The sequence below is a fragment of the Citrobacter sp. C6_1 genome, from assembly GCF_014596835.2.
In the GTDB taxonomy this organism is placed as follows: domain Bacteria; phylum Pseudomonadota; class Gammaproteobacteria; order Enterobacterales; family Enterobacteriaceae; genus Citrobacter; species Citrobacter pasteurii.
In genome coordinates this window covers 2141109-2165577 of record NZ_CP115031.1, presented here as the reverse complement: position 1 = coordinate 2165577, position 24469 = coordinate 2141109, and the positions used below count along the sequence as shown (strand labels likewise).

The 24469-nt window shown below is 50.0% G+C and carries 26 protein-coding genes and 2 pseudogenes; 11 read left to right on the top strand and 17 right to left on the bottom strand.

Annotation, left to right across the window (positions count from 1 at the left end; genetic code table 11):
* Positions 1 to 364: 364 nt before the first annotated feature.
* Complete coding sequence (locus IB196_RS10595; protein ID WP_188231648.1) at positions 365 to 2479, top strand: bifunctional diguanylate cyclase/phosphodiesterase; 2115 nt, start codon at positions 365 to 367, stop codon at positions 2477 to 2479.
* 67 nt (positions 2480 to 2546) lie between these two features.
* On the top strand, positions 2547 to 3779 hold the full coding sequence (locus IB196_RS10590) for a sensor domain-containing diguanylate cyclase (protein WP_040230911.1): 1233 nt from the start codon (positions 2547 to 2549) through the stop codon (positions 3777 to 3779).
* A 12-nt stretch (positions 3780 to 3791) separates the two neighbouring features.
* Here IB196_RS10590 and smrA read toward each other — a convergent pair whose 3' ends face one another.
* Complete coding sequence (gene smrA / locus IB196_RS10585; protein WP_005126632.1) at positions 3792 to 4355, bottom strand: DNA endonuclease SmrA; 564 nt, start codon at positions 4353 to 4355, stop codon at positions 3792 to 3794.
* Between the two features lie 196 nt (positions 4356 to 4551).
* On the opposite strand from smrA, the gene ogt reads away from it, so the two are divergent.
* The 3 genes from ogt (at position 4552) to uspE (ending at position 7631) form a co-directional block, all read left to right on the top strand.
* On the top strand, positions 4552 to 5067 hold the full coding sequence (gene ogt, locus IB196_RS10580; RefSeq protein ID WP_005126630.1) for a methylated-DNA--[protein]-cysteine S-methyltransferase: 516 nt from the start codon (positions 4552 to 4554) through the stop codon (positions 5065 to 5067).
* A 194-nt stretch (positions 5068 to 5261) separates the two neighbouring features.
* On the top strand, positions 5262 to 6014 hold the full coding sequence (fnr, locus tag IB196_RS10575) for a fumarate/nitrate reduction transcriptional regulator Fnr (RefSeq protein ID WP_003020397.1): 753 nt from the start codon (positions 5262 to 5264) through the stop codon (positions 6012 to 6014).
* A gap of 666 nt (positions 6015 to 6680) precedes the next feature.
* Positions 6681 to 7631 carry a universal stress protein UspE gene (uspE, locus tag IB196_RS10570; RefSeq protein WP_005126626.1) on the top strand — a complete coding sequence of 317 codons (951 nt, stop codon included), beginning with the start codon at positions 6681 to 6683 and terminating at the stop codon, positions 7629 to 7631.
* A 48-nt stretch (positions 7632 to 7679) separates the two neighbouring features.
* On the opposite strand, the gene IB196_RS10565 is transcribed toward uspE, so the two are convergent.
* On the bottom strand, positions 7680 to 7940 hold the full coding sequence (locus IB196_RS10565; RefSeq protein ID WP_005126625.1) for a DUF2534 family protein: 261 nt from the start codon (positions 7938 to 7940) through the stop codon (positions 7680 to 7682).
* Positions 7941 to 8185: 245 nt separating this feature from the next.
* Between IB196_RS10565 and IB196_RS10560 the strand changes: the two genes are divergently transcribed.
* On the top strand, positions 8186 to 9217 hold the full coding sequence (locus tag IB196_RS10560; RefSeq protein WP_188231649.1) for a mechanosensitive ion channel family protein: 1032 nt from the start codon (positions 8186 to 8188) through the stop codon (positions 9215 to 9217).
* A gap of 38 nt (positions 9218 to 9255) precedes the next feature.
* On the opposite strand, the pseudogene IB196_RS10555 reads toward IB196_RS10560, so the two are convergent.
* Together IB196_RS10555 and IB196_RS10550 are read right to left on the bottom strand one after the other, a co-directional pair.
* A pseudogene (locus tag IB196_RS10555) lies at positions 9256 to 10214 on the bottom strand (NAD(P)-dependent alcohol dehydrogenase).
* A complete protein-coding gene (locus tag IB196_RS10550; protein WP_040230908.1) occupies positions 10214 to 10597 on the bottom strand; it encodes a VOC family protein in 384 nt (127 codons plus the stop codon). The pseudogene IB196_RS10555 and the gene IB196_RS10550 overlap by 1 nt, the downstream one beginning before the upstream one ends.
* Before the next feature lie 119 nt (positions 10598 to 10716).
* Between IB196_RS10550 and IB196_RS10545 the strand changes: the two genes are divergently transcribed.
* Complete coding sequence (locus tag IB196_RS10545; protein WP_188231650.1) at positions 10717 to 11487, top strand: DeoR/GlpR family DNA-binding transcription regulator; 771 nt, start codon at positions 10717 to 10719, stop codon at positions 11485 to 11487.
* A 28-nt stretch (positions 11488 to 11515) separates the two neighbouring features.
* Here the strand turns inward: IB196_RS10545 and IB196_RS10540 are convergent, their stop codons facing one another.
* Together IB196_RS10540 and IB196_RS10535 are read right to left on the bottom strand one after the other, a co-directional pair.
* Positions 11516 to 11785 carry a Rho-binding antiterminator gene (locus tag IB196_RS10540; RefSeq protein WP_155021093.1) on the bottom strand — a complete coding sequence of 90 codons (270 nt, stop codon included), beginning with the start codon at positions 11783 to 11785 and terminating at the stop codon, positions 11516 to 11518.
* 68 nt (positions 11786 to 11853) lie between these two features.
* The gene (locus IB196_RS10535) at positions 11854 to 12084 is read right to left on the bottom strand and encodes a glutaredoxin domain-containing protein (protein ID WP_005126617.1); all 231 of its coding nucleotides are present in this window, start codon (positions 12082 to 12084) and stop codon (positions 11854 to 11856) included.
* Between the two features lie 115 nt (positions 12085 to 12199).
* Here IB196_RS10535 and IB196_RS10530 point away from each other — a divergent pair, with 115 nt between their 5' ends.
* Positions 12200 to 12763 carry a MarR family transcriptional regulator gene (locus IB196_RS10530; protein WP_040230905.1) on the top strand — a complete coding sequence of 188 codons (564 nt, stop codon included), beginning with the start codon at positions 12200 to 12202 and terminating at the stop codon, positions 12761 to 12763.
* Positions 12764 to 12894: 131 nt separating this feature from the next.
* Here the strand turns inward: IB196_RS10530 and IB196_RS10525 are convergent, their stop codons facing one another.
* Entirely contained in the window at positions 12895 to 13476 is a 582-nt protein-coding gene (locus IB196_RS10525) for a YrbL family protein (RefSeq protein ID WP_005126519.1), read from the bottom strand.
* Positions 13477 to 13760: 284 nt separating this feature from the next.
* On the opposite strand from IB196_RS10525, the pseudogene IB196_RS10520 reads away from it, so the two are divergent.
* A pseudogene (locus IB196_RS10520) lies at positions 13761 to 13847 on the top strand (SOS response-associated peptidase); the annotation flags it as partial.
* A 169-nt stretch (positions 13848 to 14016) separates the two neighbouring features.
* On the opposite strand, the gene mppA reads toward IB196_RS10520, so the two are convergent.
* Positions 14017 to 15630 carry a murein tripeptide ABC transporter substrate-binding protein MppA gene (gene mppA / locus IB196_RS10515; protein WP_005126516.1) on the bottom strand — a complete coding sequence of 538 codons (1614 nt, stop codon included), beginning with the start codon at positions 15628 to 15630 and terminating at the stop codon, positions 14017 to 14019.
* Positions 15631 to 15814: 184 nt separating this feature from the next.
* On the opposite strand from mppA, the gene mpaA reads away from it, so the two are divergent.
* Complete coding sequence (gene mpaA, locus IB196_RS10510; RefSeq protein ID WP_048211525.1) at positions 15815 to 16522, top strand: murein tripeptide amidase MpaA; 708 nt, start codon at positions 15815 to 15817, stop codon at positions 16520 to 16522.
* On the opposite strand, the gene ycjG is transcribed toward mpaA, so the two are convergent.
* Positions 16497 to 17483 carry an L-Ala-D/L-Glu epimerase gene (gene ycjG / locus IB196_RS10505; RefSeq protein ID WP_040230899.1) on the bottom strand — a complete coding sequence of 329 codons (987 nt, stop codon included), beginning with the start codon at positions 17481 to 17483 and terminating at the stop codon, positions 16497 to 16499. The two genes, mpaA and ycjG, sit on opposite strands and share 26 nt — an antisense overlap.
* 115 nt (positions 17484 to 17598) lie before the next feature.
* Between ycjG and tpx the strand changes: the two genes are divergently transcribed.
* Positions 17599 to 18105 (top strand): thiol peroxidase, encoded by a 507-nt coding sequence (tpx, locus tag IB196_RS10500; RefSeq protein ID WP_040230898.1) that lies wholly within the window; start codon positions 17599 to 17601, stop codon positions 18103 to 18105.
* A 52-nt stretch (positions 18106 to 18157) separates the two neighbouring features.
* Here the strand turns inward: tpx and tyrR are convergent, their stop codons facing one another.
* From tyrR to pspA, 8 genes are all read right to left on the bottom strand, one after another.
* Positions 18158 to 19702 (bottom strand): transcriptional regulator TyrR, encoded by a 1545-nt coding sequence (tyrR, locus tag IB196_RS10495; protein ID WP_155021096.1) that lies wholly within the window; start codon positions 19700 to 19702, stop codon positions 18158 to 18160.
* A gap of 146 nt (positions 19703 to 19848) precedes the next feature.
* Entirely contained in the window at positions 19849 to 20910 is a 1062-nt protein-coding gene (locus IB196_RS10490) for a YcjF family protein (protein ID WP_005126511.1), read from the bottom strand.
* A complete protein-coding gene (locus IB196_RS10485) occupies positions 20907 to 22304 on the bottom strand; it encodes a YcjX family protein (protein ID WP_005126510.1) in 1398 nt (465 codons plus the stop codon). Before IB196_RS10485 ends, IB196_RS10490 begins: the two co-directional genes overlap by 4 nt.
* A 142-nt stretch (positions 22305 to 22446) precedes the next feature.
* Positions 22447 to 22764: a thiosulfate sulfurtransferase PspE gene (pspE, locus tag IB196_RS10480; RefSeq protein WP_188231651.1), complete on the bottom strand. Its 318-nt coding sequence runs from the start codon at positions 22762 to 22764 to the stop codon at positions 22447 to 22449.
* Positions 22765 to 22840: 76 nt separating this feature from the next.
* Complete coding sequence (gene pspD / locus IB196_RS10475) at positions 22841 to 23062, bottom strand: phage shock protein PspD (RefSeq protein ID WP_040230893.1); 222 nt, start codon at positions 23060 to 23062, stop codon at positions 22841 to 22843.
* Positions 23063 to 23070: 8 nt separating this feature from the next.
* Positions 23071 to 23430: an envelope stress response membrane protein PspC gene (pspC, locus tag IB196_RS10470; protein WP_003020497.1), complete on the bottom strand. Its 360-nt coding sequence runs from the start codon at positions 23428 to 23430 to the stop codon at positions 23071 to 23073.
* Positions 23430 to 23654, bottom strand: coding sequence for an envelope stress response membrane protein PspB (gene pspB, locus IB196_RS10465; protein ID WP_005126505.1), 225 nt, complete (start codon positions 23652 to 23654; stop codon positions 23430 to 23432). Before pspB ends, pspC begins: the two co-directional genes overlap by 1 nt.
* A 54-nt stretch (positions 23655 to 23708) precedes the next feature.
* A complete protein-coding gene (gene pspA / locus IB196_RS10460; RefSeq protein ID WP_005126503.1) occupies positions 23709 to 24377 on the bottom strand; it encodes a phage shock protein PspA in 669 nt (222 codons plus the stop codon).
* Between the last annotated feature and the right edge of the window lie 92 nt (positions 24378 to 24469).

The window sequence follows — 24469 nt, the reverse complement described above, 5'->3', positions numbered from 1 at the left end:
CACCTGCAATGCAGATTGCCATTCCGCGATACCGAAAGTTCCACTTTCAATGAGAGCATGCCGCCTTTTCACTTAAAACACACTATCACACCACCAGTTTACATTAGTCTGGTTGTTTATCCCGCATAAGCTAGCGTTCACGCCAGTTGCCAGACTATTGTCACCCAGTGCACAATGCGAACAAAAATACGCCAAATCATAAATTCGGCAAATGTTTTCATAAGTGAAAATTACATATTCCACCGTTATAGCGGCTCAGGCTAATACTGCTAACAGGAAACTAAGGACGCACCTGGTTTTACCAGGTTAACTGGACAGAATCTGCTAGATTTAACATCACGGTTTTTTATCGATGGGTAGTAAGATGTTGCATGTGTCATGGGACCCTGTACTGATTGGGATTTCCTTTGTTGTCGCATTCATTGCTTCGTTTATTGCCCTCGATAGCGCAGGGAAAGTGGCGATCTCTAGTCGTCGGGAATCGACTTTCTGGCGTTTATCTGGCGGGGCAACGCTGGGGATGGGGATCTGGTCGATGCATTTTATTGGCATGCTGGCCATGAAAATGAGTATGCCGATTAATTATCACTTTTCACTCACGGCATTTTCTTTTTTGATCGCACTCATTTCCGCGACGCTTGCCATCAATATTGCAATATCAGGTCAAACGCTTTCGACCAGGCGGCTTATTGTTGCAACAAGCCTGTTAAGCACCGGTGTTGTGACCATGCACTACGTTGGTATGGTCGCTATCGTTGAACATGTTACTATCCGCTGGCAGTTCTCACTCATTTTGCTTTCCGTGGTCATTGCCATTATCGCGTCAGGGATCGGCCTGTGGTTGGCTTTTCATTTGCGGCAAAATACCCGACGCGCATTAATAAACCGACTTATTGCCGCTCTGGTAATGGCACTGGCGATTGCCTCAATGCATTACACCGGGATGGGTGCGGCCACCTTCACGCATTTCGGACACACTGCGCATGATGGACTGAGCACGCTGGAACTCTCTATCTGGGTCTGCGCCGTCACGCTGGTGATTCTGGGTATTATGCTGGTCATTTCGATGGTGGATTCTCAGCTACGCACCTCAAGACTGGCCGATAATCTGCATCAACTGAACTGCCAGCTTGAGCACCAGGTCCACTTCGATGCGCTGACCGGCCTTGCCAACCGAACGCAAATAGACGTCTGCTTACAGACCTGCCTGCGTCATTCCAAACTGCATCAACAACACTTCGCCCTGGTCTTTATCGACCTTGATCGATTCAAAATCGTAAACGACACCTGGGGCCATCACATTGGCGATCAGTTGCTTATCTCCAGCACACAACGCATATACAGCTGCCTCGATGACACCATGACGCTGGCGAGGCTGGGCGGTGATGAATTTATCCTGCTGGTGCCAAACAGCAACCGGGAAGCAATCTCGGTGCTGATGACCCGCATTGCCAGCGCCATCAAAGAGCCTTTTACACTGTTTGGACATACCATTCGTGTTTCGTTAAGCGCGGGAAGCTGTCTTTATCCCGAACACGGCTCAACGTTACATGAGCTAAAAGTAAAAGCCGATACTGCGATGTATCATGTCAAACAGGCTGGCAGAAACGGCTGGGCGATTTATACCCCAGAGATGGAGGCTATCGCCGATACGCCGCCAACGTTCTTGCAGGAACTGTCACAAGCGCTTGAGCGGAATCAATTTGAATTATGGTATCAGCCTAAATACACCGCCGGGGATCACTCTCTGACGGGTTTTGAGGCGTTGTTACGCTGGCATCATCCTGAACGCGGCATTCTGCTGCCGGCTGAATTCCTGCCCGCACTTGAAGAAACAGGCCTGATTATTCCTGTCGGCACCTGGGTTCTCCAGCAGGCATGCCGTCAGTTATATCAATGGAAGTCACAAGGCCACACGGAGTGGACCCTTGCCGTTAATCTGTCACCAGCCCAGTTTGAACAACCTGATATTGTCGATATAGTCTGCAACGCTCTGGCGCAATATCAGCTTTCACCAGCACATCTCACGCTGGAACTGACTGAAAGTACGGCACTTAAAAATTTAAAACGCAGCGTAGAAGTCCTGAACGCGTTTGCCGATTTGGGGATCACCGTTTCTATTGATGATTTTGGCACCGGTTATTCAAATATATTGATGCTGAAATCACTTCCGGCGCGAGAATTAAAAATAGACAGAATATTTGTCAAAGATATTAGTGAGAACGACAAAAATACAAAAATCGTGTCTACTATTATAGACATAGCGCACTCTATGAATATGCGCGTTGTGGCGGAGGGTATAGAGACCCAGGAGCAGGAAACGCTGTTAACCCAGATGGGGTGCGGTGTACTACAAGGCTTCCTGTATGCGAAACCCCTGCCAGCACATAAAATCTATGAATTGATACAAACTGAAAACGCCACAAAAGTAAAACCAACGGTACAACCCTTGTCTCACCGACAATCAATAACATTGTGAGATTGCATAATAAAAAAAATTCGCCAATAAACCGGCAACACAGCATATGAAGATAACGGGATTATCGATGAGCATAAACGAGCTACATTCACTGGATTTATTAACCATTCCGGTCTGGATCGTTTCGCCACATACCGAAGAACTGGTGTTCGCCAATACCGTTGCACGGGAACTGATGCAGGCCCCGAGTTTCCCTTCTCTCAGAAAAGGCACATTCTCCACGCACGCACAAAGTGATTTACCTATGTATCTCAGTGATTTGCGCAATCATCATGACATTGTGGAGATCCTCACGGTTTACCGCGAAAGCGAGGAAATCGCGCTGGCCTGTCGTTTGTCCATCAGGACGCTTCAGGATATAGGTGATGTTATCCTCTATGAAGGCATTGAAACACCGACAGCGCAAGGTCTGAAAGCCAGCCGCTCTGCCACCTATCAGCGGAAAAAACAAGGATTCTATGCCCGTTTTTTCCAGACTAACTCAGCACCCATGTTGCTTATTGATCCGTCACGCGACGGATTGATTGTGGATGCAAACCTCAGCGCCCTGAATTTCTATGGCTATGATCATGACGTGATGTGTCAGAAGCATACCTGGGAAATCAATATGCTGGGGCGCCATATATTGCCGGTAATGCATAAAATTGCGCATCTTCCTGGTGGTCATAAGCCCTTACATTTTGTCCACAGACTTGCCGATGGAAGCACCCGTCACGTACAAACCTATGCCGGTCCTATCGAAATCTACGGCAATAAACTGATGCTGTGCATTGTTCACGATATTACCGAGCAAAAACGTCTGGAACTGGAACTGGAACGCGCCGCCTTGCATGACGCTTTAACCGGGTTACTCAACCGGCGGCATTTTTATCAGATAACTGAGCCAGCGCAGACACACACAACATTGTTAACGCAGGATTACAGTTTGCTGCTAATCGACACCGATCGGTTTAAAAGCATTAACGATCTTTTCGGGCATTTAAAAGGGGATGATGTACTTTGCGCGCTGGCACGTACCCTGGAATCCTGTGCAAGAAAGGACGATCTGGTTTTTCGTTGGGGGGGAGAAGAGTTTGTACTGCTTTTGCCACGAACGTCTTTAGATGCAGCGCTTAATCTCGCTGAAGTAATACGCGCGACGGTAGCCAAGGTGAGCCTCCCTGGCCTTCCCCGCTTTACTGTCAGTATTGGTGTGGCGCGACACGAAGCCAATGAAAGTATTGATGAGTTATTTAAACGCGTGGACGACGCATTGTACAAAGCCAAAAATGAAGGCAGAAACAGAGTGCTGGCTGCCTGATGACTACCCTGTCTAGCGACTACGTTTAGCGTGGCGTTCCCAGTTCTCCTGTTTCGCCTGCGCCGTTTTACGTAACGCCACATAACATGCCCCACTGCCGCCATGATGCGGCAGTGCGGTGCAGAAAGCCTGCACATCATCAAACTCCGTTAACCAACGTGCGACGTAGCTACGAACGATGTTGGCATGGGAGTTATCATCACGCCCTTTACCGTGAATCACCAGGACGTTGCGCAATCCATCCTGCAGCGCCTGTAAAATAAAGCTAAATAGCATCTGGCGGCAGGTTTCAACGGGCTGTCGCACAAGATTAAGGCTTGCTTGTTGCGGATATTTCCCGGTTCGTAGCTTGTCAGTCACGCCATGCTGTAACCCTTCGCGACGAAACTCCAGCGGAACGCTCAGCGGGACGATATCCAGAAAACCTGTCGAGAGAAAATTATCCAGTTGCAGCGTATCAATACGTGCCGGAGCGCGAAGATTACGCGTTGGCTGCCAGTGAACATCGGCGCATCCCTTCAGTGGTTGAACATCCCCCATGGCGTCAAGAAACAGCGATGCATCATCAAGGTTCATGTTTCATCCTCCAGCGATTTTGCGACGGCACTATCATAACCGCGCACTATTATACCGACAACGGTTTACGGTTATTTCCAATAACGCACCGTTCGACATTCCTTTACCTCCATAAGTTAAGATCCGTTTTTGGGGGTATAGATACGACTGTCATTGACATGATAATGTGTAACCCCACCTGTAATGAGAAAAACGGATGCTGAACTTACTTGAAGACATCATTGCAACGCCCCTTGGCCCGCTGTGGGTAATTTGTGATGAGCAATTTCGCCTGCGTGCGGTTGAATGGGATCAACATCGTGATCGTATGGAGCAATTACTGGATATTCATTATCGTTCTGAGGGTTATCAGCGTATTGCTGCCAAAAACCCCGGAGGACTAAGCGATAAGCTGACAGAGTATTTTGCGGGAAATCTCAGCATTATAGATACGCTTGAAACCGCAACAGCGGGAACCCCTTTCCAACGCGAGGTCTGGAAAGCGTTGCGTTCTATACCCTGCGGGCAGGTCATGCATTATGGACAACTGGCTGAGCAGCTGGGGCGCCCCGGAGCCGCCAGAGCCGTTGGCGCGGCTAATGGTTCCAATCCTGTCAGCATCGTCGTCCCATGCCACCGCGTGATTGGACGGAATGGCACAATGACTGGCTATGCGGGTGGCGTGCAGCGAAAAGAGTGGTTATTGCGCCATGAAGGCTATCTGCTACTCTAGAATCCAGGCAATTAATGCCTTATTCATCACACTTCCACACAATACACCCCCAAATAAAGTACGGTTAATCAGATAGATACAAACATTCAACTCGCTTATGCCTGAATTATTCTCTATTGGGAGTAGCTCAGGCTTACGTGCTCACCAAAAAGATGTTAAAATTGACAAATATCAATTACGGCTTGAGCAGACCTATGATCCCGGAAAAGCGAATTATACGGCGCATTCAGTCTGGCGGTTGTGCTATCCATTGCCAGGATTGCAGCATCAGCCAGCTTTGCATCCCGTTCACACTTAACGAGCATGAGCTTGACCAGCTCGATAACATCATCGAGCGCAAAAAGCCTATCCAAAAGGGGCAGACGCTCTTTAAAGCAGGTGACGAGCTTAAGTCACTCTATGCTATCCGTTCCGGAACGATAAAAAGCTATACCATTACCGAACAAGGCGATGAGCAAATCACCGGTTTCCACTTAGCGGGCGACCTGGTTGGTTTTGACGCGATTGGCAGCGGTCATCACCCAAGCTTTGCCCAGGCGCTGGAAACGTCAATGGTATGCGAAATTCCTTTCGAAACTCTGGATGACCTGTCCGGTAAAATGCCGAACCTGCGTCAGCAGATGATGCGTCTGATGAGTGGCGAAATCAAAGGCGACCAGGACATGATCCTGCTGTTGTCGAAGAAGAATGCTGAAGAGCGCCTGGCGGCCTTTATCTACAATCTGTCCCGCCGTTTTGCCCAGCGAGGCTTCTCTCCGCGCGAATTCCGTCTGACAATGACCCGTGGCGATATCGGTAATTACCTCGGTCTGACGGTTGAAACCATTAGCCGCCTGCTGGGTCGCTTCCAGAAAAGCGGTATGCTGGCGGTGAAAGGTAAATATATCACTATTGAGAATAGCGACGCGCTGGCTGTCCTTGCTGGCCACACACGTAACGTTGCGTAGCCTTCTCAGTTAACCTTCTGTCAAATTGCTAAATTACCCCAATTTAATGGTTTGGCAGAAGGCGCTTGTGCTCTGATTTAATTAAAATATAAACACTGTAAGTGTCCTCAATATAAATATCCCCATCATTAATGCTGTCACAATAACTACGGTTAAACACTCTTTCCTGCCTGGTTGCATAAAAAACCGCTGAATGCGATAAGATCGGCAGGGTTTACGGACGCAAAATAAGGTGCGATAAATGCCAGCATGACGCATCCTGGCGATGATTTAAGAACCGCCATCGATAGAACACGCAACAGTTCGCCGCTATGAATTAGCCTTTTCTATTTTAGGTGAGCATCTTTATCACTCCGGGCATCCCACCAGTTTTCATCACTGGTTGCCACTGGCTCGCGAAAGCGTACAGCCGTTCGACGAATCAGCCTTAGCGGCAGGGTTCAAATTGCCGGGCAGTTGAAACGTCCACGCGCCCAAACCTTTTCCGCCTGGCGCGCAAGCACAATAGAAACAACGGAAAATGGTTTAGATTGAGCGTGATGTGGGGAAAAGCTGGAGATTTCCCCAGTTTATTGATCTGGCAAGAGGTTCTCCCCTGTTTCAATCCACATTATTGGGTTACTCTTTTAAATACAAACTGCAGTGACAGTTGTAAGGAGACCCTGTATGGCTATGTATCAAAACATGCTGGTAGTCATCGATCCAAACCAGGACGATCAACCAGCATTACGGCGAGCTGTTTATTTGCATCAACGGATTGGTGGCAAAATTAAAGCCTTTTTGCCGATCTATGACTTTTCCTACGAGATGACTACCCTGCTGTCGCCGGACGAGCGTACGGCAATGCGTCAGGGGGTCATCAGCCAGCGAACAGCATGGATACGTGAACAAGCGAAATACTATATCGAAGCAGGGATCCCGCTTGATATTAAAGTGGTCTGGCACAACCGTCCCTTCGAAGCAATCATCCAGGAAGTAATCAGCGCTAAGCATGACCTGGTGCTCAAAATGGCACACCAGCACGATCGCCTTGAAGCCGTGATTTTCACACCAACCGACTGGCATTTATTGCGTAAATGTCCAAGCCCGGTGTGGATGGTCAAAGATCAGCCGTGGCCGGAAGGTGGTAAAGCGCTGGTGGCGGTGAACCTCGCCAGTGAAGAGGCATATCACAATGCACTCAACGAAAAACTGGTCAAGGAAACGTTGCAGCTCGCAGAACAGGTTAACCATACCGAAGTACACCTGGTCGGCGCCTATCCTGTAACGCCTATCAACATTGCGATTGAGCTACCTGAATTTGATCCCAGCGTGTACAACGACGCCATCCGTGGACAACATCTGCTGGCCATGAAGGCATTACGCCAGAAATTCAGTATTGATGAAAAAGTTACCCACGTTGAAAAAGGATTGCCTGAAGAGGTCATCCCGGATTTAGCTGAGCATTTACAGGCGGGGATCGTGGTACTCGGCACCGTTGGGCGCACCGGCATATCAGCTGCGTTTCTGGGGAATACCGCAGAACAGGTTATCGACCATCTGCGTTGCGATCTGCTGGTTATCAAACCGGATCAGTACCAGACCCCGGTTGAACTGGACGACGAAGAAGACGATTAATCCTGCAGCAAAATGCCGGATGGCGATGTCATCCGGCATGATATGTACTTAGTACTTCTCCTCGCCTCCGAGGAAATAGATACCGAGCGGAATAGCCAGCAAAATAGTAAAAACCATACTGTAGACGCAAATCATTGCGGATTGAATGGCATACATCGAGGCTGTCCAGTCGGAAAGCGGAATGTCATACTGTTCAATGACGCCACCAATCGTCGCGCGCGTCACAACCGATGCCGCAATAATAAATACCCCAAGCAGACATAACAGAAACTTCCGTCCCTTCGCTGTCTTCAGCTTAGCCATGATCATAATATCGTCCTTTTGCAGATGAAAACCGTGTTACTTTGTAGCAACAATACCATGACATCAACTTACTGTCTGCTACATACGCCACACTCAAACTTGACATGCGCACTATTCGCCTGAAAATAACGCTGATTGTATTATTCCTCTCTCCTTTTGATGAATGATCTGACAACCTGAACTGGGTAAAATATCCGCTGATGAAGGATGTCAGATGATATTTAACTAACACGGAGTGACCTGGGAGAATCATGATCGCTGAACTGTTTATAAATAATGCGTTTAATTTAACGGTAATTCTCAGCAGCTGTGCAGCGTTAGTCCTGATGAGCGTCTGGTTTCATCGTAGTGAAAAACACTGCAAAGGACTCATATTCCACGCAGCACAGTTTTTTGTTTATGCCATTATCATTGGTACGTTTGGCACGATTGCGAATAACGTCATCGATAATTATAAGCTGAAATTTATCTCCCCAGGCGTGGTCGACTTTATCTGCACCTCGTTGATAGCGTTGATCCTGACGATAAAACTCTTTCTGGTCATCAATCAGTTTGAAAAAACGCAGATTAACAAGGGCAGAGATATCACCAGCGCGAGGATCATGTCACGCATCATTAAGATTACGATCGTCGTCGCCATCATCTTGCTGTACGGTGAGCATTTCGGCATGAGCCTGTCAGGGCTGTTAACGTTCGGCGGCATCGGCGGTATCGCTGTCGGTATGGCAGGTAAAGATATCCTGAGCAATTTTTTCTCTGGCATTATGCTCTACTTCGACAGACCGTTTAGCATCGGTGACTGGATCCGCTCTCCGGACCGAAATATCGAAGGTACGGTAACGGAAATCGGCTGGAGAATGACCAAAATAAACACCTTCGACCACCGTCCGTTATATGTGCCGAACTCAATTTTCTCTTCCATCAGTGTAGAAAACCCGGGGCGGATGAGTAATCGACGAATCAAAACGGTGATCGGGTTACGTTATGAAGATGCTGATAAAATTGGCACAGTTGTCGAGTCGGTCAGAAAAATGTTGCAAAGTCATCCTGGAATAGATCAAAAACAAACCCTGCTGGTCTATTTTAATGAGTTTGCCGATTCATCGCTGAATATCATGGTGTATTGCTTCACGAAAACCACCGTGTGGCAGGAGTGGCTTGCTGTACAACAAGATGTGTACTTGAAAATTATTACAATAGTTCAGGATAACGGTGCTGACTTTGCGTTCCCCAGTCAGACGTTGTATATGGATAACGCCGAGGTACAACCTTCTGCCCACTAACCAAAATCAAGACGCGGATATCCGCGTCTTTTTTGCATTTACTTCAGTGACGCGATATCAATGACAAAGCGGTATTTCACGTCGCTTTTCAACATCCGTTGCCACGCGGTATTAATATCCTGAATATTGATAACCTCAACATCTCCTGAGTTTCCGCAATCCCCCCAATCACCGAACCCGCAACGGCTCTTTTACCGAGGATCAGCGGAACCGTGTTCAGGAACGGATCCAACGGCCCCAGATGCCCCACCAGCACCAACGTTCCGCTAAGCACCAGCGTTGGAATATAGAGGTTCAGATCATACACGTATGGAACAGTATCAATAATCAGGTCAAACTGATTCGCCGCGGCTTTCATCTGTTCGCTGTCTGTTGAAAGCACAACATGACTGGCCCCATTCGTCTGGCATCAGCTTCTTTGCCTGGCGACCGCGTGAATAACGTAACATCAGCCCCCAATGCTTGAGCGAGCTTGATCGCCATGTGTCCCAGACCACCCAACCCAACAACAGCGACTTTACTCCCCTGCCCAACCTGCCAGTGACGCAACGGCGACCATGTGGTGATACCGGCGCACAACAACGGTGCAGCACCACGTAAGTCGATTCCTTCCGGCACCTTCACGACGAACTTCCCGGTCACGACAATCTTGTCAGAATAACCGCCGAAAGTAGGCAGGCCATCATGACAGTCAGTATCGTTATACGTAAGGGTGCTCCCCTCTTCGCAGTATTGCTCAAGACCCTGCTCGCAGGCGCTACAGTGCTGGTATGAATCATGCCATACACCCCACGCAGGCAAGATCGCCGACCGCGAATTTTGTTTCCGATTTCCCAACATGCACCACGCGGCCTATTATTTCGTGGCCGGGAACCATCGGATACGTAGCGCCGCCCCAGCCATTGTAGGCACTATGGATGTCGGAGTGACACACCCCACTGAATAATATTTCAATGACGACATCATCTTCACGTGGATCCCGACGAACACTACGTATTACGCTACAATCTCGATTAAATTACCGTCTGGGTCCTGAATGACGGCCTCGTAATACCCGTCACCGGTGGTTCGTGGTCCGGAGACCAGGATGCCCTGTTCTTTTGCGCGTATCGCCAGAGCATCAACATGCCCCGCGCCACCAACAGAGAGAGCAAGATGCACCCACCCTGAAGTGTTATTGTCAGGTACAGGGTGGGTCAGTCCCGGTTTGGTCATTAACTCAATCGCAATGTTCCCACCAATGTTGACGAAATAAGATTCAAACCCGGGGTTGGTTTTGCTGCAGTATTTATCGTTTATCACACCATCAAAAAATGACACCCAGAACCGGGCTTGTCGCTCAAGATCCTGGGTCCATAAGGCCATGTGTGCAATTTTCATCGCGATCCTCTTATCGTTTTATTCTGAACGGTACGCCCCCGTTAAGGGATATTGACATCGTGCATTATAATGCACGATCATGCACATTATTGCTCGATGTTTATTTTTATGGAGTTCTCATGCTCGATTACGCTGCGTTCCCGGATCAGCGCCAGGCGCTTATCTATCAGATCCTGCAGGAAAACGGCAGAGTGATCTGTACTGAACTGGCAGCCCGTTTGGGGGTGTCAGAACATACGATCCGCCGCGATTTACATGAGTTGTGTAAAGAAGGTGTTTGCAAGAAAGTCTATGGCGGGGCTGTTATTTCACTACCTGAGTCAGCTGACATCGCAGCACGCAAGAATATTAATACTGCGAAAAAGAGCAGCATCGCGCAAAGATGCGCCCGATTAGTGAAATCCGGGAGCTGTATTTTTATCGATACAGGAACAACCAATCTGGCAATGGCTGAAGCCCTTCCCGCTGAGCTGGCATTGACCGTCGTGACAAATTCACCTGATATTGCCGCCGTACTGCTGAAAAAACCGCTATTCGAGGTCATCATGCTAGGTGGGCCAGTGCAGCGATCGTCCGGTGGATGCGTAGGTCCGACAGCCATTGCCCAGGTACAGGATATTTTATTTGATCAAGGTTTTATTGGTGGTTGTGCGATGGCACCGGAGTCAGGATTAACCGGGTTTGATTACGCCGATTGTGAGTTTAAACAAGCGGTAATTAAGCAGTGTAACGAAACTATCGTCGCACTGACGGCGGATAAGATCCCTGCCGTCGCACGTTATGTTGTCACCGCCAGCAGTAACATCGATGTCATTGTCGTGGAGGAAAACATCAGCAAACAGTACGGCACCGCTTTTCAGGCGCATGACATCCGCATTTACACTGTATAACGGTGGCGCAGCCTTTTGACGTACAGATTCAACGGAATATCACAGTGCTAAAAGTGGCGCCAGCCGTCAATGGAGTAATGGCTGACAGATAGTCCAGGCGAATTCTATGATGGTGTTCATGGCCCCCCACAAGCAAGAATTCCTCTTTGTCTGCTGTGGTACATGTCGTCACGGCCCTGGCATCAAAGTGTCCCCCAGTGGTCAGTTCAATGCGAAGCAAATAGTGATAAAGACAGGCAATCTCCAGATAGTCATGCAGATCACAATCGACAGGATGGTACTTCTCTGCAGTACACATAAATGCCCCCTTCCCCATGCCCACGCCGGTTCGGGAAATAGCTCACGCGACTTCCCGAACATGCGACGCTATTTCAGCGCTTCAATAGGCGCGCCAAAGTTGATATGCAGCACATTGCCGTCGATCACCAGCGCAGGAACAGACTTCACTCCGATTCGTTCCGCCTCTGCAACATGATCGGGTTGTTCTCCCAAATGAATAACCTCGATTTCCACATCCGGGGACAGATGCTGTAACAGTGTTTCTTCTGCGGAAACGCAAACCGGACAACCAGCATGATAAAAACGGGCTTTGGTCATGATACCTCTCCTTTAAATTATAGTATCGATTCGATACTATAATTTATGCTACGCCAGTTTTATGCTTTGTCAATATAGTTTTTAGTCGATACTATATGCCGAGGAGGATTTTGTTATGCATGACATGTCGCTTTTTGACGTACTGGACCGGCTGTCTGGTCTGACGCGGATGTGGTTTCGCCAGCATCCTTTACTGGCGGATCTTCAGCCAGTACAGCTCAGTGCGTTGATGTATCTCGCACGCTGTAACCGCTACTCCAATACACCTCTCGCCGTGACGGACTACCTCGGCCTCACCAAAGGAACGGTTTCACAATCGCTAAAGTTGTTGGAATCAAAAGGACTGGTGGTACGCACGCAGGATGCCAGGGATAAGCGTAGCGTTCATCTGCAGCTCACCGAGTCTGCCAAAAATCTGCTGGATGCCCTGCTTCCCCCCTCATTTTTGGTGACAGGCGAATCTACGATGGGTGAACGCGCGGGTTTACTCAAGGAGCTACTCTTCGAACTACTGCGAGGCATTCAGCGTACCAGTAATGTGCCGGGATTTGGTCTGTGCCAGAGCTGTCGGTTCCACCAAAAGGTGAACGGTCAAGGATTTTGTAATTTAACGAAAGAACCGTTGAGCGAGGATGATTCGATGTTAATTTGTCGGGAGCATCAGCCCCCGGACGTATGATCTTCTCTGTTGTAGTGTCTTCATTGTGGTCGGGTTGCCGCTTTCCAGGATAACCACTCGCGACAGGCATTTGACACGCCGATATCACGGTAGTCGCGTTCCCACGCCATATCGTCAACAATTTCTGCGGATTACGTATTCTGCAGGTGGTTCAGATCCCGTAGCATCCGCTTGAGACATTTGACTTTATTTTTATCGCGTATTGCCGCTGAAAACTTACTGAGCTGAAAAAACGTTTTGTCACCAAAACCATCAATGACTTTGAAACAATATTCCTGGCGCGCAGCATCCCAGGCGTAGACGATGTTTTTACAATGCAGGGAGTTAATAATGACACCGGTACTGACAAACCACGCTAAAAAAACATTCAACTTCTGCAATTTGCTGGCATCAAGTTCTTTGTTCAGGGCAAGCTGATAAAGAGTTTGAGCGATGTGGCCATGCTCATCACACTCCTTCACCGTGAGTTGCCCTATTCCTTTATTTGTTTCAACAAGTCCTTCAATTTTTTGCATATAAAATGCGTCGGTTTGGTGACTCAACTTACATTCTTTGATGTCCCGAAAGACCTCACGTAGCTTGCTTTTATATTTCGCAATGCCTGGAATCACGATTTTGACCAGCAGTTTACTATCCTGTGGGTGCTGGAAGACGTAGCGATCGTTACCTCGTGCCAGTAAGTCTTCATCTTTCAATATAAGCACTTGTTTCATAATGTTTTTTATTTTTACCCTACGTGAAATGGAGTTGCCTCAACGAAGAGTTGTCTCAGCCAAAAAATATTGTGTATCTATCTATTTCAATGGTTGTTAAACAAATAGCGTATTCATCCAATAAACAACTTTTTTCGTGACGTACTGAAGCAAAGTAACGGTGGATGTGAGCAGGTTGAACGCCAGGAAATACTGTTGGAGAAATCCACACCAACTTTGTGTTTTTGATGTTGTTAACGAAGGTTAATAGTGGAAGGTATTCAACTAAGCGTCATTCACCGTGACCTATGGTGCCGCCACCAGAGGCCGCTCGCGAAGGGATGAGGCCGGATGTTGGAGGGAAAGAAGCCGCGGACATTGCGGACGATGGTTTCATGCAGCGGCAAAATTGGTTATAGATAATTCACAATATGAATAATTCATTAGATATGTTTTTATCATTATTTCTAATGAGGTTGATACTGATTGTCTGGAGATGCTGGCGCTGAAGTCAGCGCCAGTTGAAGTGGTTAACGAAGGTTAACAGGAGGGCGTACGCAACTAGTGCTTAACAATATACATAGTGCGACTGTATGCCACATCTTCCGGGTTGGTTATCGGATACCCCTTCAGCCACGGTTTAATTAAACGCCCGTTGGTGTACTGATAAATCGGGGCAATAGGTGCCTGTTCCATCAGGATTTTTTCCGCTGCATTATAATCGGCATTCCGTGCTTTCTCGGTATTTTCCAGCGTCGCCTGAGTCAACACTTTATCGTATGCCGGATTGTTAAAGCGGGAAATATTGCCCGTATGGGTCGAGGTTAACAGCGACAGGAATGTGGATGGCTCGTTGTAATCGCCCACCCAGGATGCACGGATCACATCAAAATTACCGGTATTACGGCTATCGATATACGTTTTCCATTCCTGGTTCTGTAGCTTCACATCCACGCCAAGATTTTTCTTCCACATGGAAGCCACAGCAATAGCAATCTTCTGATGATTTTCAGAGGTGTTATACAACAGCGTCAATTTCAGCGGTTTCTGCGGGCCATAACCGGCCGCACGCAGCAGCGTTTTCGCCTGAGCGTTAAGCTCTTCCTGACTCATTTGTTCAAACGGAGAAGGTTCCGGGATAAATCCTGCCGTCACATCCGGCGTGAAATGCCATGCGGGTTTTTCTCCAGTTCCTAATACTTTCTCCGCCATCAGACGGCGATCGATAGTCATACTAAGCGCCAGACGCACGCGTGAATCGGCAGTCGGCCCTTTTTGCGTGTTAAACGCATAGTAATAAGTACCAAGCTGCGGCGGCGTATAAACCTGGCCCGGAATATCCTTCAATAGCTTCTGATACATATTTTTCGGGAAGGACTCAGTAATATCGATATCGCCAGCAAGATAGCGTTTGGTCGCAGCAGACTCCTGGTTAATCGGCAGGAAAGTCACTTTTTGCAGCACCGTTTTGGCGTTGTCCCAATAATGTGTATTCGGCACAACTTCCAGTTTCTCGTTAACCACACGGTCTTTCAGCACATAGGCACCGTTACCGATAAGGTTGCCTGGCTTCGTCCACTCTTTACCGCTTTCGACATTGGCTTTTTGGACAGGATAAAACGCAAAGCTCGCTGTCAGGTTGGCAAACCAGGGTAGGGGTTTGTCCAACTGCACTTTGAAGGTATGCGCATCCACCGCGCTGACACCTAACTTATCGGGCGCGGCTTTGCCATCGATGATCGCCTGGGCATTGTTGATCCCTGCAAGCGCGGCAAACCAGGCAAACGGCGATAGTGTTTTCGGGTCCACCAGACGCTGCCAACTGTAGACAAAATCCTGTGCCGTTACCGGCGTGCCATCGGCCCATTGCGCATTATTGCGCAACGTAAACGTCCAGATACGGTTATCATTACTCTTCCACTGTGTGGCGACACCGGGAATAATCTCACCCTTTTCATTCTGGTTGACCAGCCCTTCGAATAAATCGCGAATAACCTGAATTTCTGGAAGCCCAACGGCTTTTGCCGGATCGAGTGACGCTGGCTCATCTTTTATATGACGCACCAGTTCTTGCTTTTCTGCCAGTACCGTTCCGCTGGGAACATCAGCAGCCCAGGATAATGAAATGCTGCTAACCAACAGTGCACAACAGGTTACTGAAACAGAATGCTGCATAAGATACCCTCAATTCCGGCTACTAAGTGAATGTGTAATTATTTGTATCGCCAGCAGGAAATGCAATTAACTTCAGACAAGAAAGTGATATTACACCTGAAAAGATAAGTGTGTGAAAACGATTTGATTATCCATACATTTTGCACAACACTGCGAGTAACTATCCAAGCATTCAGAGATGACTATGACCGTTACCCGCCCCCGTGCCGAGCGCGGCGCATTTCCGCCAGGAACCGAACATTACGGACGTTCATTGCTCGGCGCACCGCTGATCTGGTTCCCGGCACCGGCAGCCGATCGTGAAAGCGGTCTGATACTGGCAGGAACGCACGGCGACGAAAACTCATCGGTCGTCACCCTTTCCTGCGCATTGCGTACGCTTAACCCTTCCCTGCGTCGCCATCATGTCGTGCTGGCCGTAAACCCTGACGGTTGCCAGTTGGGTCTGCGTGCCAATGCAAACGGCGTAGATCTAAACCGTAACTTTCCGGCGGCAAACTGGAAATCCGGTGAAACGGTATATCGTTGGAACAGCAGCGCAGAAGAGCGTGATGTGGTGTTATTGACCGGCGATCATCCGGGATCAGAGCCTGAGACCCAGGCACTATGCCAACTTATTCACCACATTCATCCTGCATGGGTAGTTTCTTTCCACGATCCGCTGGCCTGTATTGAAGATCCCAGACACAGCGAATTAGGCGCGTGGTTGGCGCAGTCGTTCGAATTGCCGCTGGTAACCAGCGTCGGTTATGAAACGCCAGGCTCTTTTGGTAGCTGGTGCGCCGATCTAAACCTACATTGCATTACTGCAGAATTTCCGCCCATTTCATCGGATGAAGCGAGCGAAAAATACCTGCTGGCAATGTCTAATCTTTTGCGCTGGCATCCTTGAGATGGAGCTGTCCGGTTGTAAAATGCAAGGCAGGCTCCGCGTCTCGGGCCAGCCAGGTAGGGCCATCCAGATCGGCAAAGCTGACCTGTGGCGTAAGCGGCAATGCAGCGCCGATCGCCCTGGATGTACACAACATACAGCCGAGCATTAACGCGAATCCCTGCTCGCGGGCTTCGGTCGCCAGCGCCAGCGCCTCCGTCAGTCCGCCTGTCTTATCCAGTTTAATATTCACCATTTCATAGCGGCCATGCAGCGCTTTCAGACTGCTGCGGGTATGGCAGCTTTCATCTGCACAGACAGGCAGCGGATGCACGAAATTCTCCAGCGCGGCATCATCATTAGCCGGCAGAGGCTGCTCCAGCATCGCAACGCCTAAATCCGCCATTAACTGGCAGCGTGCGGCCAGCCCTTCAGCACGCCAGGACTCATTCGCATCAACAATGATTGTCGCCTCAGGCACAGCCGCCCGGATCGCAACCATCCTTTCGCTGATTAAGTGTGCATCCAGTTTGACTTTCAGCAATCTGGCACCGTTATCCCATAGCGCAGTCGCACTCGCCGCCATCTGCTCCGGCGTGCCGATCACGACGGTTTGCGCGGTCGTTACTGTTGCATCCAGTTCAGTACCAACGTAGTCGGCCAGAGACTGTTGTTGCTGACGCGCATTGAGATCCCAAAGCGCACAGTCAACGGCATTACGCGCCGCCCCCGCGGGCAGCAATGCCTGCAGCGCTTCACGTGTCACACCGTGTTCCAGTTGCGGCACAACACTCATGATTTGAGCCAGTACCGACGCATCGCTTTCGCCATAGCGAGGATAAGGCGTACATTCTCCAACGCCCTTTACACCATTCTCTTCCAGTTCAACCACCACCACATGCGCTTCGGTCCTGCTCCCGCGGGCAATCACAAAGGGAGTGTGTAACGGCCAGGCTTCCCCATACACCTTAACTGATCTCATTTGTTTTCCTTAATGCAGTCCCTGAAGCGGATATCCGCAAATAGCGTTTGCCGTGTTAACTGCTGATGGCATAAACTAGCCTTGACGTTAACTATATGTAAACAGGAAGATAACCATGTCACAAACCGTTCATTTCCAGGGCAACCCGGTTGCAGTCGCCGGCTCTATTCCTCAGGCTGGAAGCAAAGCTCAGGCTTTTACCCTTGTGGCTAAAGACCTGTCTGACGTTACGCTGGGCCAGTTCGCAGGCAAGCGCAAAGTGCTGAATATTTTCCCAAGCATCGATACCGGCGTGTGCGCGGCATCAGTACGTAAGTTTAACCAACTGGCGACAGAAATCGACAACACCGTCGTACTGTGCATTTCAGCCGATCTGCCATTCGCCCACTCTCGTTTTTGCGGCGCGGAAGGTCTGAGCAACGTTATCACGCTGTCCACCCTGCGCAACGCTGAATTCCTGAAAAACTACGGTGTTGAAATTGCCGAAGGTCCGCTGAAAGGTCTGGCTGCTCGTGCCGTTGTCGTGATCGACGAAAATGACAACATTGTATTCAGCCAACTGGTAAATGAAATTACCAACGAGCCTGACTATGATGCAGCGCTGGCTGTGCTGAAAGCCTAAGTTGCCCTGAATACAAAAATGCCTCCGGATGGAGGCATTTTTATTTGCATCATTACTCTTCGCTTTTTTTCTGCTGACTCAGACCATATTCGCGTAACTTATTGGCAATCGCAGTATGTGAAACCCCCAGGCGTTTAGCCAGTTTACGCGTGCTGGGATAATTCATATAAAGCTGCGTCAACACGGAACGTTCAAAGCGGCTGGTGATTTCATCCAGCGACCCTTCCATCACCTCTTCTCCGACGGCAACTGTCGCTGCATCATAATCCGGCAATAAGATATCCTGCGGACGCAGTTCATAGCCCTCAAGCTGAGTTAACGCCCGATAGATAGCATTTTTAAGCTGACGCACATTACCCGGCCAGCCGTAGCGGGTGAGCACCGTGCTGAGATCGGCAGACAACTTCGGACGCGGTACACCCTGCTCGTCGGCAAAACGCGCCACAAACAGCTCGGTGAGCGGCATAATATCTTGTGGGCAATCGCGTAGCGGCGGCAGATTAAGCGTCAGGACATTCAGACGATAATAGAGATCCTCGCGGAAAAGACCTTTCTGCACCAGTTCCACCAGGTTCTTTTGCGTCGCGCAGATTACGCGGACATCAACATGAACTTCATGATCTTCGCCCACGCGACGGAATGTCCCGTCATTGAGGAAGCGCAGCAATTTCGTCTGCATGCGCGGCGACATTTCGCCAATCTCATCCAACAGCACTGAACCGCCATTCGCCTGCTCAAAGAACCCTTTTTTACCTTCCGGGGCGTGGCCAAACAGTTCGCTTTCTACCGCATCTTCAGGAATAGACGCGCAGTTCAGCGCCAGATAGGGTTTTGACGCACGTGGGCTCGCCAGATGGCAGGCATGCGCAAAGAGATCTTTGCCCGTACCGGTATTTCCGGTGATCAGCAGCGGCGCACTCAGTGTTGCCAGCTTACGCGCCTGTTCCACCACGTGTTTCATTTTGGCACTGACAGCAATAATCTGACTGAATGCGCTCAGATCCTGGGTGGTCATGTTTTGCAACTGACGCCCCATGCGGAGGGTAGAACGCAACATGACAACGGCTCCCGTCAGCATCTGCTCCTGATTTTCGCCCTGCAAATGAACAGGCGTAATTTCCATCAGGAAGTTTTGCCCATTAATCACCACATGTTCGCTATGAGAATCCTGCGGATTGCTTTCGAGCCAGCGCTGGAAGTTAAACCCATTGATTAATTGAGCGGCGGTATGATTGCGCATACGCTCCTGACTGTGAGCGAAAAGCTGACAGCTCGCAGGATTCGCCATCTCGATTTTGCTTTTCATATCCAGAGAAAGGACTGGTTCTGGTAGCGCCTCAAGCAGCGCGCTCAGCGCCAGATGTTCGCGTTCGGAAGGCATCCAGGGCACGGTGCGGACGTCCGTTACCCCTGCGATGCGGCGGATTTCAGCCATCAGGCTGCTGAAGTTAGTGAACTCCAGTTCCGCAAAATTAAGGTAAATTCGCCCGATGGGGTCAATCTCGATACCGCGTAAATCAATGCTTCTCAGCACCAGTAAATCGAGCAATTCGCGGGTCAGACCAAGACGGTCTTCACAAAAGACTTCCAAACGCATAGGAACCTTCACCTGGACAAGGGATCATGTGTTAGATGATAAGCCAGTATTGGGTTAGCAGGAAGGACTCTGTCAACAAATATTGACAGCACGCTGGAAAATTGGGCGCCGGGGCGTAAAGTTATACGATCGGCACCCGTATTTACTCAACTTTCACGCGGGGATTTGTTCTTTTGTAAGGTCTCTTTCACCTGACCGATCAACTGACGGCGGAAATCCCCCAGTCGCGGTTTATCATCATCAATCCACGGTAATGGACGGCACAGTTCCATCGCTTTAATCCCCAAACGCGCTGTTAACAAGCCCGCGCCAATACCCTGCGCGGCACGCGTGGATAACCGGGCCGCTAAATCCTGCGACATCCAGTCCATCCCCACTTCCCGCACCAGCTCGCTGGCCCCGGCAAAAGCGATATTTAACAGCACCAGACGAAACAGGCGCAGGCGACTGTAATAGCCGAGTTCGATGCCATACAGCGTAGCTATACGGTTAATCAACCGCAGATTTCGCCAGGCAATAAACGCCATATCTACCAACGCTAACGGGCTGACGGCAATCATCAGCGTGGACTCCGCCGCTGAACGGCTAATCTCACGTCGGGCCTGCGCATCCAATACCGGCTGCACAAGATGAGCATACAGGCTGACCACTTCGCGATCGTTCTGCGTTTCATGGATAGAGGCATACCAGCGTTGTAGCGCAGGGTGAGACTGATCGATACCCGCCTGTTGTGCCAACTTTTCACAAAATACGCGGCCTTTTCCGGTTCCGTGACTGTGTAACAGATCACGCGCTTCATCACGCTCGTGTGCGCGTTGACGTAAACGCCACAGCCGACGCCACTCGGTTGCCACCGACCCAACGCCTGCGCCAATAATCAGCGCACCCGCAGCACAGCCCCCCAGCGCGACCCAGTCCTGAGTCTGCCAGGCGTTCATCGTCCACTGCACACCCTGAGCTACCACACTGATGCCAAACAGCGCCAACCCGCCCATCACCATTTTGCGCCACAGGCTGCGTTTAGGACGTAATGCGGCATCAATAACGGCTTCAGCCTGACCTTCGTCTTCCAGCGGCTCATCCACTGTCGCCGGAGAAAAAGTCTGCGCTTCCGTATCGTTGAACATTTGCTGTGCTTTAAATGCCGTGTTTGGTTCCACTTCCAGTGGACCTGAGAAATCGATACGCGGTTTTAACGGCTCGCTCATCGCAATTTATCTCCTATCAAAAACTCCAGCGCGGCATCCAGCCGAATATGCGGTAAGGGTTTATCCACATCCATGACCTGCGGGCGAAAGGCTTCAAACTGGAAACCCTGGCGATCCCAAAAAGCCTGGCCCGGTAAACGCGCAGGGACTTCTCCCGGATAGACGGTCAAGGGCTCACCGTCGCTCAGGCGATTGCCGCGCAACGCGGGGATCTTCTCACCCTTCACATCGATCAGACCGCTGGTGGTTGCCTGCACCGATGCCAGTCCCAGACAATCCATGCTGATGCCTTCGAATGCAGCGTTTTGCCAGGCGTCCTGGATCAACTGCTGCAACAACGACACCATATTGGCATGTTGATCGACCGTAACGTGGTCGGCCTTGGTGGCAGCGAACAGCAACTTATCGATTACCGGCGAGAACAACCGGCGGAACAACGTGCGCTGACCGTAATGGAAACTTTGCATCAGTTGGGTCAGCGCCAGACGCATGTCGTTAAACGCCTGTGGTCCGCTGTTAAGCGGTTGCAGGCAATCGACCAACACAATTTGGCGGTCAAAGCGCAGGAAGTGATTCTTGTAGAACCCTTTCACGACCTTTTCGCAGTAGTAATTAAACCTGTCACGCAGCATGCCCGCATTAGTGTGTTTATCTGCCTGCGCCAGCTTCGATTCTCCCCAGGCATCAACGTCCGGCCACGGAAAAAATTGCAGCGCAGGTGCGCCAGCCATGTCCCCCGGCAGCACAAAGCGCCCGGGCTGAATAAAGTGCAGTCCCTGCTGTTTGCACTGATGCAGATAATCTGTCCACGCCGCAGCGATTTCCGCCAGACGGTTTTCGTCAGCAGGTGCTAGTGGATCAAGCCCGTGGCTTAACTGCCGCCATTTTGCCGACCATTCGCCACGCTGCCCCTGCAATAATCCGGTCATTTGCCGCGACCAGCTCAAATAGTCCTGGGCCAGCATCGGTAAATCGAGCAGCCACTCTCCCGGATAATCGACGATTTCCAGGTACAGCGTAGAGGTGTCTTTAAAGTGGCGCAGTAAAGAGTCATTGGACTTGTAACGCAGCGCCAGACGAATTTCACTCACACCGCGCGTTGGTGTCGGCCAGGTCGGCGGAGAGCCATACAGCTGGGCCAGTCCTTCATCATAGGTAAAGCGCGGAATGCCAAAGTCGCGTTGGGGAACCCGCTTAACGCCAAGCAGACGCTCTTCGCGTACGCAACTGAGCAACGGCAGACGCGCACCGGCATGAATATTGAGTAGCTGGTTTACCATCGCGGTGATAAACGCCGTCTTACCGCTGCGGCTAAGTCCGGTGACAGCCAGGCGCAAATGCCGATCTACGCCGCGATTAACCAGCGAGTTGAGTTCATTTTTAAGTCGCTTCATCGCCATCCCGTTTTGCTGAAGGAACCGAATAAATTATAACAAACAGGAAGTAAAGATAGGGGTCAATTCTTACTTATCAACTACCTGAGCGATATCAGGCGGTATAAGTCTTACCGCCTGTAGCAGAAGGAATGCGAACGGTTTATTTATTCTTTACTTTTGGCAGCGCGATCTGATTGATGCCGCCTTCGTTGGTTACCTGTGTATAGCCCATCCCGGTCAGCATATCTTTTGCCATCCCGGATTGACGACCTGAGTTGCAATACAACTTCACGGTGTCCGCCTTATCTGGCACTTCTGCCGCAATTCGTGCCTGCAAATCCTTTAAAGGGATGTTGATGGCCCCCTGAACGTGTTCCTGCTGATATTGTTCAGGAACACGAACATCAATCCAGTGCTCAGCCGCAAATACCGGCATGCCGATGACCAGTGCCAACGCGAATACGCTTTTTTTCAACATAGTATCGTTCCGTTAAATGATAGAAAGTCACCTAACACTATATACTTGATCTTAAGGAAATATTGCGAGCATGCTATCACTGGCCATAGCGTTGGGAAATTTTCCTGGCAACCTTGCTCAATAATGGCTCCAGAACCAACACCAGCAACATTTTTAACGGACGGCGGGCCACGGATTTCACCGCCCACCCCGCAACACCTGCCGGGCCGTAGCGCAGCGCAGTCAAAAGCACCAGCTTGCCTGCTATTTTAAAGCCCGGCTTAACCCTTTGCCCGGCACGTTGCCAGCGATTGTTCATTTCTAACCTCACAGTTGGCGAAAGCGACTGCGTAGTGAAAATGTATCAGACGTCACATAACGCTCCATTTCACGCAAACGCTTTTCACTTGCGGCCAGCTCGCGATCGACGGCGTCCAATAGTTCACCGCTTGAAGGCTGCTGCTCGCCGGAAACCACATTGTCCGGCATCGGGTCTAACACAAATGTCAGCACGATGTAGGCGACGAAGGTGAAAAAGGCCAGACCAAAAAAGACTGACAGCACCACCAGGATCCGTACCAGCTTCACAGGCACATCGAGATAATGCGCAATACCCGCACAAACCCCCTTCACCATGCCCTGCTGCGGGATACGCCACAGTTTTTTGTTCAGGTTAACGCCTCCCATTAACGGTTCCTCCAGTTTGGATGTTCAGCATCAAGGATGTCTTCCAGCGCCTGAATGCGCTCGCGCATCCGCTGTGCGTCATCGTTGAGTTCTACCAGACGTTGCTGTTCACTTTGCGACAGTTCGCCACGGCTGGAACGGTTGCTGTAATGCAGCCACAGCCAAATCGGTAAAACAAACAACACAAAGATGGTTAACGGGATGGCCAGAAATAGCGCGCTCATGAGTACTCCTTACAGGTGATGAGCGGCGGCGCGTTCGGGCGCCGCCAGATGTTATTATTGCTTGTCTTGCTGCATTTTGGCTTTAAGCTGCGCCAGCTGCTCGCTGATTTCATCATCTGCTTTCAGGTCAGCAAATTGCTGATCCAGAGATTTTTGCTTACCGAAGTTATGGCTTTCGGCTTCCGCTTCCATCTGATCAATACGGCGCTCAAAAGATTCAAAGCGGGCCATTGCTTCATCCAGTTTGCCGCTATCCAACTGACGACGGACATCACGGGAAGAACTCGCCGCCTGATGACGCAACATCAATGCCTGCTGACGAGCCCGGGTTTCACTGAGTTTGTTTTCCAGCTCGCCGATCTCTTTTTTCATCCGCGTCAGTGTATCGTCAACCAGCGTCACCTCATGCTCCAGAGAAGCAATCAGGTCGGTCAGTTTCTGTTTTTCGATTAACGCAGAACGCGCCAGATCTTCTTTCTCTTTACGCAGCGCCAGCTCGGCTTTTTCCTGCCACTCTGCCTGCTGCGCACTCGCCTGTTCGATACGACGGGATAACTGTTTCTTTTCTGCCAAAGCGCGGGCGGAGTTTGAACGCACCTCAACCAGCGTATCTTCCATTTCCTGAATCATTAACCGCACCAGCTTCTGCGGATCTTCAGCCTTTTCCAGCAACGCATTAATGTTGGCGTTCACGATGTCGGCAAAACGAGAAAAAATACCCATAATGTAATCCTCACTTACTGTTCTGATATTGGGCTAAGCCCTGCTGCTTTCGTAATGCACATGATGTGCCAACTTTTTATTCTATTGATTTT